Raw genomic sequence first — 14,485 nt, forward strand, 5'->3', positions numbered from 1 at the left:
CCGTAGTGGCCGTGCTTAGCGACTGATCCGGAGTCAGCTGCCACTATCTTTGCAGGTCACGGTATCGCGAACATGCTCTCGACAGTCCCCGCAACCGGGTACGAACAGCGAAACCATCGCCTTTGCGTTATGGGTTGTCGCCGAAGAGCTGCGTGACGTTGCGTTCCCTTTCGCGCTTCACGTTGGCCCGTGCGCCGTCGAGGGATCTCGTGAGTCTGGTTCGTTCCTTCTCCGACTCCGCCAGGCTTCGGGTGAGATTCCTGATCAGCTCGCGCAGTCGTGTGTTCTCCTCGACAAGGTGGACGCCGTCGGCGTCATAGAGCATCCCGGTGAGGGCGCTGACCTGCTCGTCACGCCGCTGAATCCCTGACCTGAGCGAGGTGACAACTGCCTCGGCGTTGAGTGCTCGTTCGCGCCAGGATGCGGTCTGCGTATCGAGCGACTCCTCGGCCCTTGTGGTCGCTGCCCGGACTGAATGCTTCCGTGCGTCGAGGACTGCCTGAGTGAGCTCGGGCCGCTTCTGGCTGTAGATGAACGTTCGTCCAACCCCGGCGAGAGTGCACACATCAGCAACGGTGAACGGAACCCCCGCCTTCACGAGTCGTGAAAGCGCCTGGCGCACCCTATCTTCACAAGCTTTCGACTGGGCAGTGCGCCGCGCAATTGCCTCAGCTGGCCGTCGCTCCGTGGCCATCGTCACCGCCTCCCACTTCGTTGGAATTCTGATCCAATTCTCCTGCCGTCCAGCCGATGGAGAACACCGGGCTGAAGTAGTCCTGGGCTGGACTTCTCAAGTCGAGTTGTTCTGCGGCCTCCAACAGGCCGGCGTCCTCGAGCGCTTCCCTGAGGCCGTCGATCACTGGTTCCCACTCGCGCCACTGGCTCAAGATGTACTCGCGCGCCTCCTCGGTGGGTGCTCCCTCCGCGAACTGGTAGTCGGCGTCTCGTTTCCGTTCCCAATACGCGAGATCCGCACCGGTGAGGGCGAAGTGCTCACACACGCCGCCAGGTCCGGTGGTGCAGTTCTTCTGCTTTGGACAGAGCGCGCCACCAACGACCGGGCCGTATCGGCAGAGGCCGTGCTCCACGGGCACAACCGCAAGGTCTATTCGAGCGGCAGTTGACGTGCTGTCGGCAAAATCGCTGGGTTGCGCCACGATGGCGCCAGGCTTACTGGTGCCTGGCCCGCCTGCCCAGAACATCTGGAGGTGGCGGACGGTGGTTTCGTCGCTGTACCTTCCGTAGAAGGCGAGAGCGGCATCGGAGAAGTGCCCGAGAATCTGCTGAACGAGCTTTGGTGGTGCCCCGTTGTCGAGGAGGGTGGTTGCCATCGTCGCACGTGTCCGGTGCGACGTCACACCTGCGACTCCGATCTGTTCCAGCCACGTCATCCACGAATCTTGAAAACCGCTGAAGGAGAATGGTATAACCAGGTCAGGGTTGCTGCTCGGGCGTGGAAACAGCGGCATCTCCCGGTCCCAATTGGTCTCCAACGCCGTCGCCTGGCGCTTTCCGAGCTTCGACAATTCCTTTGCATACCGTTGGCGCAGTAGTTGCCGGGTTTTCTCTTGCCGCTTCAGCAGTCTCTGATAGACGGGTTGGTGGCACGGAATGCCGTAGTCAAGTTGACCTGCTTTCGATATGTCCCGCCACAGGTAGGGCTGCATCGCGCCCACAAAGCCGATACATCCGAGGCGTAGCGTGAGTGTCTCATTGATTCGCCCGCCCTGGAATGCATGAGTTACCCAGATGTCGGCGATCCCAACGTCGTTTGTGTCCAAATCCTCGAGCTTCGTGATGCTCTCGTCCGATACCAGACGCATGAACTCCTCGTCGCTGAGCGGTCGTGGGCGAGGACTGGTCTTCGGCCTGGAGTACTCCGGAAAGCGGAGGATGAAGCTCTCCGTCTTACGCGCGATCGTATTGTGGTTCAACGCGTGAAGGAGAACGATTCGTGCGTTCGTGGTGAAGTTGAACCGTGCGCGAACCAAGGCGGTGCGCTCGTCCTTGACTGGGCGATTGGGCGGCTTGATGCACGGGACGTGAATATTTTCTGATACCCAGATATTCCAGAGATCGCCGAGTGCCGCCGAATCCTCGCTGGTGAGAATTTCTGCCACGTTGCCGCCGTCCTGACGGATTTGGCGGAGCATGAAGGACAGGACGATCACGCTGGTTATACGTAGTTGGATGGTTGGCAGCGTGGCACGCTTCCCGTTGGTTGCGAGTGCCTGGTCGGAAAGATAGTCCCACAGAACATCTCGAAGCCATCGCTGTGACACGTTTCGAAGATCAAACAGGTAGCGGCGGTGTCGCACCGACGATGATTGGAAGGGCTCGCCACCGACAAACACCGGGTCGAACACGCCAGCATCTTTCGCCGATTTGGCGTCGAGGAGTAGCGGCCGGGCCGCGATCGGCAGGTCCGTGAGTACTCGTTTGACCATGCTGCCGCGTTTCGCTGCGCCCGCGATGGCCTCGACACGTGGATCGGCCAAGGTCTCAATGCCCTCGGCTGCGAGTCGATTGAGTGCTTCCCTGATGTCGAGCGGACGCCACTGGGTCCGGTTCGGCGCCTTGGCGTGTCTATAGATGCCGTACCGGACCTCTCTTTGAACGTTGGCCGGAAGGTCCGAGAGTGAGAGCAGGCCACGACTCTCGTGCGGCTGCATTGCATCCCCGGCGTCTTCCCTGGAGAACCATTCCTCGGCTTGCCGCCGTGTGGGAGGCTTCGTCAATGACTTGCGCCAGCGTGACCACACGTGCTGGTGTCCGCGGCAAACCCGCCGACTGGCGGCGCCTACCCCAATCGTCATCGTAGCGTCACGCACACAAACCCCGAGTTCGCAGCAGGCGAAAGGAGGAAGTGGAACTGCAGTTGACAGCCAGTCGGGCCGCGGTATGCCGCACTCCGATGCCCTCATTCTCGCGTTGTTGTGCTGCACGCAGAGTCCTCGTGTCACTGCTTCACGATGGGACCCGCACACCTCGCAGTCCCTACCGCGTTCGAGGGCCCACCCGAACCGTAGACTCCGTTGTGGCTGAGCCTGTTCGGCGAACTCATCGAGCGTCAATCTGTCCTTCGCCTGAAGGTACTTGGTCGCGTGAGCCTCGCAGAGACGGAGCGTGTAGCTCCCGCACATCATTGCCGCGCAGTTTGGAACCCGGCACGCCCACCCAAACGTGTCGTGATCGGGCGGAAACTGGATCGGCTCGTTCTTCATCCACTCGGGGAAGAACTCGCTGGCGATGGTGTATCGCCGCTCGATGCTGAGGTTATCTATGTCCGAATCATGCGCTACTACTGTGAGTGTCGGATACCTGCTGGTAGTCGTTGCCACTGCGCCAGCCCTCACTTCCGGTCCGGCACGAGGTCGTGCTCTGCGCTCGGACGTGCAGTTGCTGTCCAGTACTGATCGAGGTGCAAAAGTACCGATGAGCTAGCCGACTTGCCGTAGAGCTCCGTGACCATTTCCGGTCTGGACCAGCCGAATTCCTCCGCCACTTCTTCGGCGTTAAAGTCCGTGACCGCATAGAAATCCGAGGCAGCCTTGTGGCGAAACGCGTGTGGCGTGACACGGGTCGGCAGCTCGGCTCGTTCCCCCGCTCTCCGAAGCATGCCTCGAACACCAGTTGTCGTGAGAGCAGCGCCCGGCGTTCGACCATCCGTGTGGACGAGTACTTGCTGGTGATCAATGAAGTGCTGGACGGTCTTGTATTCGTCGAGGAGGTACGCGTGGAAGGTGCTGATCATGTCGTCACTCACTGCACGAATGACACCATCAATGACATACCCTTCGGAATTCAGCTGAACCCGGCTCAACGCACCTGGGATCTTGGCGCGAGCACCGTTCGGATTGTCGTTGCGCCCCACCACGTGGATATGTGGATATCGGTGTTGCCCGCAGGGATGATCCGCAACGAGATGAAGGTCGGTAAACCTCAGTCCGCAAAGGCCTCCGACCCGGATGCCGGTGTCGTGCAGCCAGGTCACGATCATGACATCGCGAGCGCTTCTCAGGATGTCCGGTTCAAACAGGGCCTGCACAGTGGCGTCCGTAACTACCCGAGGTCTTCGCGAAGTTCGTTTCGGGGCTAGGGGATTCCTCTGTACGAAGGTGCCCCGTTGCGTGCGGGACGCTGGTGCGTTGAGCTTGCATACCAGGTCTTCGTTCACCGTCCCCGATTTGAGCAGCGACATGTAGAACGCCTTCACGACAGTTGCCACGTTGCACGCGGACGAGGCACCAAGTGGTCGCTGATCAGCACGTCTCCACGGCACAAAGATCTCCGCGCCCTCGTTGGTGAGCGCATTCATGTACCGACGCAAGTCGTCAAAGGTTACCGACTTCGTCTGGATGCCGTTGATGTGCAACCAATTCAGGTGGTCTACCAGACTGAAGGCATAAGTCTGCTGGCTTGCAGTGCCATACGACGCCAACACGCGCATCGAATCGTGATGGAGCTCCCCATCCGAACTAAAGATCCAATAGGAGATTTGCCCACCCCGGTGGCGAACCTGCCGAACGCGGTACCGCTGGCCATCGCTCTCCACGGGTGGCTCCTCATCTCGCGTACATCACATCTAGCACGTGTACGCGACATAGCAGTTGATGACACACCGCGAACGTCGAGAACACGCAAATGTCAGTCGCTAAGGCCGTGCACGGTCGGGTCGTAGGTCGCGGCCCGCAGCGTGGACAGCAGCCGTCCGCGGAGTTTCGCGAACAGGTCCGGGTCTCCGGCGGCGGCGGCGATCTCGGTCATGAGTTCGTCGGCGGGGCCGGCGACCGGGTTGGGTCGGTGATTGCGGAACAGTATCGGCAGCCCCTGCTCCACACACCACAACGCGACGGCCTCGTTGGTGGCGATCATCAGCTCTTGCACGATGACGTAGGCGACGGTCCGCAGTTCGGCGGCGATCGCCACGATGGCCCCGTCCTCATTCGCTGCCCAGCCGCGGGTGAGGTCGTAGAACGCCAGCGCCCCACCATTACGGCGGGCGGTCAGTAGGGCCTGCGCGGCGGCATCCGCCGCGGCCAACGGGCCGTGGAGTGGGTGTGTCGGGTCGGTCAGGATGGCGGGCACCTGCGCGTGATCGACCGCCTTGCACCGTCCGGAGGGGATCTGTCCGCGGGCGACGGCGGTGTCGATCAGTCGGCCGTCGGTGGTGAGGGTGCCGGTGACCTGAAGGCTGGTGCGTGCGGCTTCGGTGGTCAGGGTGGCGGCCTGTTCGGCGGTGTCGCCGAGCATCGGGATGGTGCGGCCCGGCAGGTATCGGGTTTCGGCCCGCAGGAACGCCTGCTCGTCGGCGACCGACCCCAGGCCGACGATGTCGGCGACGCCGGCAACATGAACCTCGACCGCCCAGCCGTGGCCGCCGGGAAGGGGGGTGACGGCGAAGGCGTCGTCGCGGTCCCGCGCGGACGCGGAGTCGATCATCAGCAGCGTGGACAGGTCGGTGGTGGTCGGTGATGCCATGGTCGCGTGCCCCCTTGATTCACTACAGGTCTTCGACGATAACCGGCTGCTGTCCCTGCGGGTCGCCGACACACGACGCCCGGGCCAACCCCCAGGCAGGTGGCGTTTCTCGTGCGAGGTCCCCATGGACTGGTGTGCGGTCAGCATTGCGGTGGTGTCGCTACCCCGGGCCGACGATGTGGACGGTCTTGGCGGTGATTCTCGCGGGGCAGCACCAGTGGTCGCGATGAGGACGCCGAGCCCGTCATCTGGCCGAACACGTGATGATGTTCCCAATTCAGGTCCCCCGGTCTCGTGGGATGTCCTGCTCGACGTCGACGTCTCCCAGCCCCCGGACATGATCGCCTGAGGCCCCGTCCGCACACGGTCACACCGCCGGCCCACACGGGCCTGCGACCTCGTGGAGTCCACGCGCGGCGTCGGCACACAGCCGGGGTCGAAGAAGGGACGCGGTCCCCATCAAGGGGCGTTCCGGGGTGCACTGGAACTACACCTACGGGCATGTCCCACCGAAGGCGACCAGCCGGTGAACGTGTATGCCACGGGCAGCTGGGATGACGTGCGGCGGGCGTATCGGCGGGGTGTGCTCGCAGGCGACGAGTGGGCCCTGTTCGAGGGCACCCGCACCGCACGTCAGGCGCAGCGCGCTACGGGCACGGCGGTGAGCGTGGTCGGAGAACCACTGCGCGAAACAGTTTCTCGGCAATTTGGTGCACCTGGGCCAGCACGGGCAGCCGCTGCACCCGGACAGTGGCCGGAGCCCCCTCGACCTGTGTCGGGCACCAAGGATCGGAGCGGTAACGGCGAGACGGGATCCGGTTTCCTATGGGCGTCCGCCGGTAACTGCGCGCAGCCACGCCCACGGTGGCCGGGGTGTGTGGACATCGCGCAGTGTCGGTGACGACCTCTACGCTGACGGTGCACGATGGCAGGTGGTAGCGACGAAGGACGCGGACACTGTGTCCCCGGTCGCCGTGGACGGTTGCCACCGGGGTCGGATCAGTTGAGGACGGGAGATCGACATTCATTCGCACAGCCAGGACTTTCATCTTGCGGAGATCACTCGTGCCACAGAAATGGCTCGCACGCTGAACCGCGTGCAGTGGGGGTTCATTGCCGCCGCCGGTGCCTGTGCGGTGCTCTATCTCGTGTTTGCCGCGTGGTGGTGGTTTCTGGCGATGGTCTTCGCGGCGGGAGCGGTTGGCGTGGCGATTTTTCACCTCCGGGTGGTGCGAAAGGGGTTGAAGGCGTCCCGCGCGTTTCGTGCCGTCGGTTCGACGGACCCGCAACACCGGGAGGGCTGAAGTCGGCCTTGTCAGATGTGGTGAAGGAGATCGGGCAGAGGTGAGGGCACGGTGATGGTGGCGTGTGCTATCCACATCCTCCCCGGAGCGGGGTCGCCGGGTGTGCCAGGTCTTCGACCGCCGGGCGGCTGCAGGTGAATCCGATCCGGCCGAGAATGCGTGTGCATTCCCGGCCCGGCCCGGCGTGTGCAGAGCTTCGCGAGTTCGCCGTACGCGGCCTTGCCCGGCAATTCGGTGAGCTCGGATGCAAACGACTGCCAGACGGCTTTGGTCCCCACGCATGCGTCCGGGGAGCCGGAGCAGTACCAATCCGGGTCGGCGCCCCCCTTCGCCCCAGCCGCGGCGGTCGCACTCGGTGATGGTGGTCCTGAGGACCTGTTCGCCGTCGGGCGTTCGACCCATTCCTGGGTGCGGCGGATCGGAAGCTGCCAGCACACATCGGGACGTCCCGGGTCGGCGCCCCGCTGGTTCCCCACCATGAGGAGATGCGGACGTACGGCGCGGCGAGGGGGATCGGTCAGGTCGCGTCGCTGGGGTCGGCGCCGGTCACGGCCCGGGCGGTGGCGGCAACGGCGGGATCCGTGCCGGTGATGGTGCCGCGTGTCTTCCCGGAGAGAAGTTCGAGGACGTCGAGGGTGGGGCTGGCGACGGCAGCGGTTCCGAGGGTCGGACTGCCCTTCGTGCGCCAGCCGAGGCCGAGCAGCAGGTTGCGGATCTCGCGGGTCCATTCCTCGGCCGGGATGCCGCTGGCGACGACGGCGAGTGCCAGCCAGCCCGCCTGGCGGTCGAACTCGGTCCTGCCCACCGGCAGTCGGGACAGGATGTGTTGCCACAGCGCCGATGGCTGGTTACCGCTCCGGCGGGCGAGCGCGGTCGGCGCCAGTCGGCCCTTGCGCACACTCACCAGGCCGAGCGCTCGCGCGCTGTCGCGGAGTTGCGCGACCGGCCACGTGAGGTCTTCGCGGTTCGCCTTGCCGATCCACCACCCGGTGACGCCGGTCCGCTCGGCGAGCTGCTCGACGAGCGCCGGTGGAAGGTAGCCGGCGCTGGTCAGCCGCACCCCGTCACCGATCAGGTCGAGGAGCACGAGGTACGGCTCGATCAGGCGTGCGGCGTCTGCCTCGGTCACCTCGACCGCGGTGTGTGACGCCGACCGTTCCAGCAGCTGCGTGAGTGCCCGGTTGCCGCCCCGCTCCAGTTGCTCGACCAGCGCGGCCAGTTCCCCGGCCACCCGCAGCGGCGCGGCCACCGCCGCCGCGAGGGCGGTGTTGGCCTCGTCGACGTCGAACCGGTCGGGATGCCAGTCGAGCGGTAGCCAGTCGCGGGCGTGGCCGGCGTCCTCGAACGGGGCCGGGACGGACGACGGGTCGCATCCGCCGCGCACCCACGCCGCCAGCTCCGTGTAACCCCAGATCCCACCGCAATCCTCGGGCGGGCAGGCCATCCGACCGCCGGTGCAGCGCACCTCGGCGGGCGGCTGGTCGAGGAGCGCTTCCACCGCGAGCACGTGGTCCCAGTCGTCGCCGAAGTCGTATTGGTACCAGAGGCGGTCACCGGTGCCGGTCAGCACCTGGTCGAGCCGGACGCCGTTTTCGAGCACGCCGTCCTCGCCCTCCTCGACGTCGAACGGTGTGACGAAGTACGGCGACCGGGGATCGCTGCCCGTGCGGAACCGGTGCAGGTGGCCGTCGAGCCACCCCATCGCGGCCTGGATCACCATGTGTAGCCGGTCGAGGGTGAGGTCGCCGGGCAGCTCGAGCCGCCGCCACACCGGCGGTTTGGCGCCGATCAGGTCGAGCCGGACCCGAAAGCCGCGGATGCGGGTCGGGGCATCACCGACCGTGGGCTCGGGGGTTCGCCGCGCATTCTCGATCAATGCCATCGAACGATCCGCCCCGATCGCGCCCAAGAACGCCTGTTGCTGCTGCGGGGACAACTCGGCCATGAGCTGCTCGGCGAGCCGTCGTACGTCGTCTGAGGTCGGCACGAGATCAGTCAACCATCGACGAGAACCGGCATGCCCCGCCGCTCCACGAACCAGCGCCCGCCGCCGCGATACTGCGGTGGGCAGGCTCGTCCTGTCCTGGATCGGCACCGCGCCGATCCAGGACTCGAGCAGGCACGTCTTTTGCACCCTGCGGTGAGGAATCTGAAGTGGCAGGTCGGGCTTCGTTGAAACTGCTGCGGGACCGGGGGTTAGATGGGTGACCGCTCGGTGGTGGTGCCCCGCGACTGACGTGCCCGGCGCCGACGGTCGGCATCACCCCCTTCACCTGGCCAGACATGTGCGGATGTGTGCAGACGCGGGAGCCTGTCGATCGGTGAAGCAGAATGGGGTGCCATGGACGATGCGGAGTTGGTCGAGCAGGTGCGGCGGCGATGGGAGCAGGGTGTTCCGCCGAAGGTGATCGCGCGTGCGCTGGGTGTGCGGCCGTCGGTGGTGGCGCCGGTGGTGCGACGAATCGCCGCCGAGGCCGACGTGTCCCGAGGCTTGGGGCGGGTGCTGGGGTGCTGGGTCAATTGTGGCTGGAGTGTCGGGCTGGGCCTCGAGCGTCATCCGGAGTGGGCGGAACTGGATGCTCCCGCCGGTGAGGCCGAAGGCTTCGCGCAGGTGCTGGTGGCACGGGAGGGACGGCGTGGTCGGGCGACCGTGCGAGGGTACCTGGCCGATGTGCACTGCCTGGGGGTGAAGAACGCCCGTGATCCCGAAACCATGGATGCGGGCAGGATCCCCACCGCGATCCGCACCTACTATGCGGCGTTCGACCGTCCGGCGGTGGAGATTCCGATCGAACTCGGCCGCGAACTGATCCTCGGGGCGGCGGCGTATGCGCGCGGGCTCGGGTTCGAGCCCGCCGGCGCCTTCGATGAGGATGCCGCCGCGTTCCTGGGTGAGTGGGACGGGCCGGGTCGGATCGAGTTCGGTAGGGACGGTCAGCCGTTCTACCTCAACGGGCCCTACGACAATCCGGCTGCCGTCATTGCGACCCTCGAGCGATCCGTGGGGGCGGGGAACTTCCACGTCTCGGTGGCCGTGGGACCGATGTGACCGCCACGAACACACCTGATACCAAGGGGAACGCCCGGCTCCACGGGCCGTGAGCCGAGCCTCAGCCCACGCCGGCACGTGAACCGCACCGCCACGACCAACCGGACATCGCAGTCAGACCGGCATCGGTATTCGGTTGGATCATGGTGGACGAGCGGGTCGATGTTCGTTGTCGGCTGCACCGCGGGCGGTGTCCCCTACGGTTGTTTCGAGGACGAGCCGGACGGCGACGCATTCGACGTTGCGACCGGATCCGTTCGGCTGGACTGGCACGCGGCCCCGGCCGGATAACCGATCCGGCCCGGCCCGGTCGACTCGACCCTGGTCCTCCATGTGTGCTATCGATCGCCGGCACCCACTTTTCGAGTGTGGCGGTGCCGAACGTGCATGCCGAGAACGGATTCGGTTGTGGTGGCGTGTCTCTCGGACCTGACTCCAGATCCAAACCGGTCGCGAATGGCTACTACGGGGCAGTCGGCCCACCGCGTGTCGAGCTGATCGTCAACGCACTGGCCGAGCATGCCGATCTGCCAGAGGCAACGCGGAATCTCGGAACGGTGGCGGATTCGCCACGTCACCGCCAACCGTTCTAGATATGTGCGCGGTCGGCTATCGGTGTCTGGCGCGCTATCTGCGTTTGCGGGCTGTGTCCGGGCGGCGCCGCGGCCCGCTTGTCATCCTCGGGGGATAGTACGAACGTGGTTGTCGGTGACGGTGGAGCTGCTCGGCGGATGTCACCGGCGGCGGGGACGTTCATCTCGTCGAACAGGATTGGTGCACCTGTCATCGACGAGCACCGGATCCGAAGGTGGTGGGGAAGGGGCTGGGTCCGAGCGTGAGGGTGACCGAGGTGGGGTGGAGTCCGACGTGCGGCCAGGCGGTGGTGATGTTCAGTGACCTGGTGGTTGGGTAGGTGCCGATCCAGTACTGCGGTGTGGTTCGATACGGCCCGGATCCGTCCTGCCCGGAATCGGGTGTCGGGTGGAACGGGTCGGCGAACCCGGCGAGGTCGTCGGCGCCGAGGTGCACGGCCAGGTAGGACCATTGCGCCGACCAGTCCCCGGGGTCGGTCAGGGGCCGGGTTTCGTAGCGCGCGAAGTCGGCGCGGACACCGGTGACGCACAGCGTGAACCGCAGCCCCAGCCCGGACGCGAACGCAGTCGCCGCCGACAGCTCGAGGGCGAGGTCCTTTTCTGCCGCGATCGGCATGCCCGTGTGCACGACGATCCCTCCGGTGGTGGGCGGCGCGAGGGCCGGCCAACGATGGCGGCGCATGCTTCATCGTCGCATCACCCGGCCCCGCGATGCCTGTGAATTTCCTGAGAGTCCCACTCCCAGAAAGTAATTTGAGGCCACAACCTGCAGCCGATAACCGAGATGAGGGTGCGCGCCCACCACAAGCGTGCTGCCGCCCGGGGAGCGTATCTGTCCGTTCCGGGTAGCGGGCGGGGCATGCTGGCCGGATCAGAGGGCGGCGGTGACCAGACCGGCGACGCCGGCGACCGCGACGAGCGCGAAAAGGGTCAGCGGAAACAATCCGAGGGCGGTGCACGCCAGGGTCGTCAGCAAGGCCAGGCCGATGATCACGGCGATACCCGATTCCCAGGACTCGAGCAGCGCCATATCGGTCGGCGCAGCCTCGTCGCGGCCAGTGGCGGGCTGGGTGGTGTGCAAATGCGGGCCGGGGATGGCGGTCACGGGGTGCGGATCCTTTCTGGGCGTTGCTGGTTCGTGCGGGTCCCGGTATCGGGTGCAGAAAATTTAGCACTCTCTATGGTGGAGTGCTAATGCAATATTGCCGTCGGCATGTTGCGGTGGACGCCGTGGTCGACTGCACACGGTGGGAGGCAACCTCAGGTCAACCGTGAACAATGGGTCGTCCCCCGGGGGCAGACGGTCAACCGTCGGCGGACCGGTGACAGGCAGCCTCTGGCGTCCTCCGTTACTCCGCAGGTTCGTGCACCACGCCGACGATTGATCGCGCGCCCCGCGTGCTGGACGGCGGACCGCCGACCCCGCGCGGGCCGGTGATTTCGTAGGTTGCGGTCCGCGCGCGGCGTTCGGCCCCTACGTAGGGGGCCGAGAGGGGACGCGGTCCCGGTGAAGGGGTCTGGCCGCGGCTCCGCGGGTTCGAAAGCGGAGCGGGCGGCGTATGCGGCGAGTACCCTGCCCGCGCCGCTCTACACACCGCGGATCACGCCCTTTTTCGGCCCGGCCGGGCGGTCGTTACACGCCGGGTTCAGTGGTGTTATCGAGGAAGCGGAGAGTCGGATCGGTACTCGGATGCCCACCAGCGAGGACCATCGGGACCGTCAGATCTGGTCCGGTGGCCGGGCTCGGTGGTGGGCGGTGAGCAGGAGGTGGTCGAACCGGGTGCGCAGGACGGTGTTGGGCGCGAGCTCGCGAATGCGGTGACAAGGTGTTCGGCGAGGGTGCGGAGGCGGGTGTTGGTTTCCTGGGAGCGCCAGGTGAGGATGTCGAACGCGCGATCGGCCCGGGGATTCCGTAGACCAGCATCAGCGCGCCTTTGGCCTGCTCGATCACCGCCCGCGATTGCTCGAGGGCGGCGACGGTTTCGTCGACGAAGTCCTTGACGTCGCTGCGGTGGGAGTCGGTGATGTCGATGTAGAGCCCGGTCGTGCCGATCACGGTGCCGGTGTCGTCGAACATCCGGTCCCCGACGACCACTACCTGGCGGACCTTGCCCGGCGGTGTCGATGATGCGGTGCTTTTGTGCTTGCTGCTGAACGGTTCGGCGTCGGTGATCAGCCGGTCCAGGACCGGGCGACGTGCGGCTTGTCCTCGGGGTACTTGTGGGAGAGCAGCAATTCCGTGGTCGGGGTGACTTCACCGGGTCGGTAGCCGTGCATCTGGGCGACGGTGTCGGACCCCCACCGCTGCCCGTCCAGGTAGAAGCGGAAGCTTCCGGCCCGCTGCAACTTGAACCATCCCGAGTCTGATGCACACAAATAACACACTGTGCGCATCAGACTCGGGATGGTTCAGTGGCGCAGCGCGGCGGAGTTCTGGCCGGACCCGATCTGGTCGACCGGGTCCCCCGATCTTGATCAGGCACCAGTTCGCCATCCGGTTCAGCGCGTTGAGGGCGGGGCGGTGGCCCACATGAAGCCGCGCATGGGGATCGCCAGCATCGTCTCCGACTTTTCCGGATGTGCGATCGCCCACGACTTCGGTGCCATCTCACCGACGACGAGGTGCAGGAACGTGACGATGATCAACGCGAGAATGAACCCGGCGACGTCCGCCAGCCACAGTGGGGCGCCCCATCCTTCGAAGGCCGGGGTCAGCCAGTGGTGCACGGCGCCGAGCGCGAGGGTGCAGACGGTGATGCCGAGCTGGGAGCCGGCCAGCAGCACCGACAACTCGGAGGCGCTGCGCAGGGCGGCGCGGGCCGCCCTGCTGCTGGTTGCGGCGTCCTCGAGCCGGTGCCGGCGGGTCCGAGAGATTCCCCGCGCCCTCGGAGCCTGGACTCCCGAAGCTGACCCGACGTGCAGAATAGGACGGCTCCGCTCCTCGGGCGAGCTTCCCGGGGCCGAGGCTCCAATGCCAGCGTTCTCTGCGACTGGGACGCCGTCAACGAACCCGCTGTATCCGCGGCTTGCTGCTGAGCAAAGGCGCCGCATAGCTCTACCGGTCGTGAACCCGTGGACCACACCAGTCGATGACCGTGCGAGCGTAATCGGCGGGGACTTCGAACGGCGGCGCGTGACCCACACCGTGGAGGACCACCAGATTCCAGTCGGGCCGCTGCGCCGTCCAGTCATCGATCGACGCGCGGGCAGCGATGCGATCCTCATCGCCCCAGACAAGAAGAGTCGGCGAGGCGACTCGGCGCATCGCGTCGAGCACGGGTCGCCGGCGGACGAGCATCAGCGACAGCAGCGAGGCATACACCGTGACCGCGCGACCCAAACACCTCGGCGCGACCGCCGACATCTCCTCCCGCATGAGACCGGCGATTTCCGGTGACATTCTCGTGCCCGCAATCGACGCGGGATCGGCCGTTGGCCGCAGCTTCCGGGCGAGGATGCGCCGCCCCGAAACCCGGAGCAGCACCCGGGCGGCCGGTGCGACGATGGCCAACCCCGCCCTGCCGAGGGTTTGCCACATGCGCGCCTCGCCGTCGCTCAGCGGGGGAGGAAGTGCCGGCGCCACCAACACGAGCCCGTCGACCCGTTCGGGTGCCTGGTCGGCGAACATCAACGCCACCATCCCGCCCGCCGACCAGCCGTGCACCGTGACCCGATCGAGCCCGAGTGCATCGATGAAATCGCGCAGGAACAGCGCGTTGGTTTCGATGCTCGTCGCGCGCCGGTTCGGCAGCGCGGTGTGGCCGGCGATCGTGCCGGGTAGGTCTACCGCGATCGCGTGCGCGTGTGGTCGCAGTTCCGCGAGTACGTCGAGCCAGTTCGAGGCGCTGTTGGCCGGGTTGGGAACGAGTAGATGAACCGGCACTTCGGATGCCCGCGTCTGATCGGTTACCAGGTAGTGCACCTTCGTGCCGTGCACATCGACTGTCTTACTGCGAATTCCGGACCACCGAGAGGCACGCTCACCCCAGTCGGTGTAACGCATTACCCCAGGCTACGCCCGCCGGCACGGGGCTCGGGGTGCCGTCAAGGATCGTGTC

At 65.9% G+C, this 14,485-nt stretch carries 11 protein-coding genes and 3 pseudogenes; 3 read left to right on the top strand and 11 right to left on the bottom strand.

Annotation, left to right across the window (positions count from 1 at the left end; translation table 11 throughout):
* Positions 1-127: 127 nt before the first annotated feature.
* The 4 genes and pseudogenes from ACNJ7E_RS15875 to ACNJ7E_RS15890 all read right to left on the bottom strand — a co-directional run.
* Positions 128-565 carry a maltose acetyltransferase domain-containing protein gene (locus tag ACNJ7E_RS15875; RefSeq protein WP_418340357.1) on the bottom strand — a complete coding sequence of 146 codons (438 nt, stop codon included), beginning with the start codon at positions 563-565 and terminating at the stop codon, positions 128-130.
* 103 nt (positions 566-668) lie between these two features.
* Positions 669-2,672 carry a tyrosine-type recombinase/integrase gene (locus tag ACNJ7E_RS15880; RefSeq protein WP_418340358.1) on the bottom strand — a complete coding sequence of 668 codons (2,004 nt, stop codon included), beginning with the start codon at positions 2,670-2,672 and terminating at the stop codon, positions 669-671.
* 680 nt (positions 2,673-3,352) lie between these two features.
* Complete coding sequence (locus tag ACNJ7E_RS15885; RefSeq protein ID WP_418340359.1) at positions 3,353-4,555, bottom strand: tyrosine-type recombinase/integrase; 1,203 nt, start codon at positions 4,553-4,555, stop codon at positions 3,353-3,355.
* 104 nt (positions 4,556-4,659) lie between these two features.
* A pseudogene (locus tag ACNJ7E_RS15890) lies at positions 4,660-5,481 on the bottom strand (RNB domain-containing ribonuclease); the annotation flags it as partial.
* Positions 5,482-6,578: 1,097 nt separating this feature from the next.
* Here ACNJ7E_RS15890 and ACNJ7E_RS15895 point away from each other — a divergent pair.
* Positions 6,579-6,785, top strand: coding sequence for a hypothetical protein (locus ACNJ7E_RS15895; protein WP_418340360.1), 207 nt, complete (start codon positions 6,579-6,581; stop codon positions 6,783-6,785).
* An 11-nt stretch (positions 6,786-6,796) separates the two neighbouring features.
* Here ACNJ7E_RS15895 and ACNJ7E_RS43995 read toward each other — a convergent pair whose 3' ends face one another.
* Together ACNJ7E_RS43995 and ACNJ7E_RS15905 are read right to left on the bottom strand one after the other, a co-directional pair.
* Entirely contained in the window at positions 6,797-7,264 is a 468-nt protein-coding gene (locus tag ACNJ7E_RS43995; protein WP_489686836.1) for a DUF3109 family protein, read from the bottom strand.
* Between the two features lie 38 nt (positions 7,265-7,302).
* Positions 7,303-8,772 (bottom strand): plasmid pRiA4b ORF-3 family protein, encoded by a 1,470-nt coding sequence (locus tag ACNJ7E_RS15905; protein ID WP_418340361.1) that lies wholly within the window; start codon positions 8,770-8,772, stop codon positions 7,303-7,305.
* Positions 8,773-9,126: 354 nt separating this feature from the next.
* Here ACNJ7E_RS15905 and ACNJ7E_RS15910 point away from each other — a divergent pair, with 354 nt between their 5' ends.
* Together ACNJ7E_RS15910 and ACNJ7E_RS15915 are read left to right on the top strand one after the other, a co-directional pair.
* Entirely contained in the window at positions 9,127-9,834 is a 708-nt protein-coding gene (locus tag ACNJ7E_RS15910) for a hypothetical protein (protein ID WP_418340362.1), read from the top strand.
* A 162-nt stretch (positions 9,835-9,996) separates the two neighbouring features.
* On the top strand, positions 9,997-10,125 hold the full coding sequence (locus ACNJ7E_RS15915) for a hypothetical protein (RefSeq protein WP_418340363.1): 129 nt from the start codon (positions 9,997-9,999) through the stop codon (positions 10,123-10,125).
* A 492-nt stretch (positions 10,126-10,617) separates the two neighbouring features.
* Here ACNJ7E_RS15915 and ACNJ7E_RS15920 read toward each other — a convergent pair whose 3' ends face one another.
* From ACNJ7E_RS15920 to ACNJ7E_RS15940, 5 genes and pseudogenes are all read right to left on the bottom strand, one after another.
* Positions 10,618-11,109 carry a hypothetical protein gene (locus ACNJ7E_RS15920; protein WP_418340364.1) on the bottom strand — a complete coding sequence of 164 codons (492 nt, stop codon included), beginning with the start codon at positions 11,107-11,109 and terminating at the stop codon, positions 10,618-10,620.
* A gap of 189 nt (positions 11,110-11,298) precedes the next feature.
* Complete coding sequence (locus ACNJ7E_RS15925; protein WP_418340365.1) at positions 11,299-11,532, bottom strand: hypothetical protein; 234 nt, start codon at positions 11,530-11,532, stop codon at positions 11,299-11,301.
* 614 nt (positions 11,533-12,146) lie between these two features.
* Positions 12,147-12,821: pseudogene (locus ACNJ7E_RS15930) on the bottom strand (ANTAR domain-containing protein).
* Between the two features lie 18 nt (positions 12,822-12,839).
* A pseudogene (locus tag ACNJ7E_RS15935) lies at positions 12,840-13,478 on the bottom strand (CNNM domain-containing protein); the annotation flags it as partial.
* A gap of 4 nt (positions 13,479-13,482) precedes the next feature.
* Positions 13,483-14,430, bottom strand: coding sequence for an alpha/beta fold hydrolase (locus ACNJ7E_RS15940; protein ID WP_418340366.1), 948 nt, complete (start codon positions 14,428-14,430; stop codon positions 13,483-13,485).
* Positions 14,431-14,485 lie beyond the last annotated feature (55 nt).

The sequence above is a fragment of the Rhodococcus mengyinensis genome, from assembly GCF_048381435.1.
In the GTDB taxonomy this organism is placed as follows: domain Bacteria; phylum Actinomycetota; class Actinomycetes; order Mycobacteriales; family Mycobacteriaceae; genus Rhodococcus_F; species Rhodococcus_F opacus_D.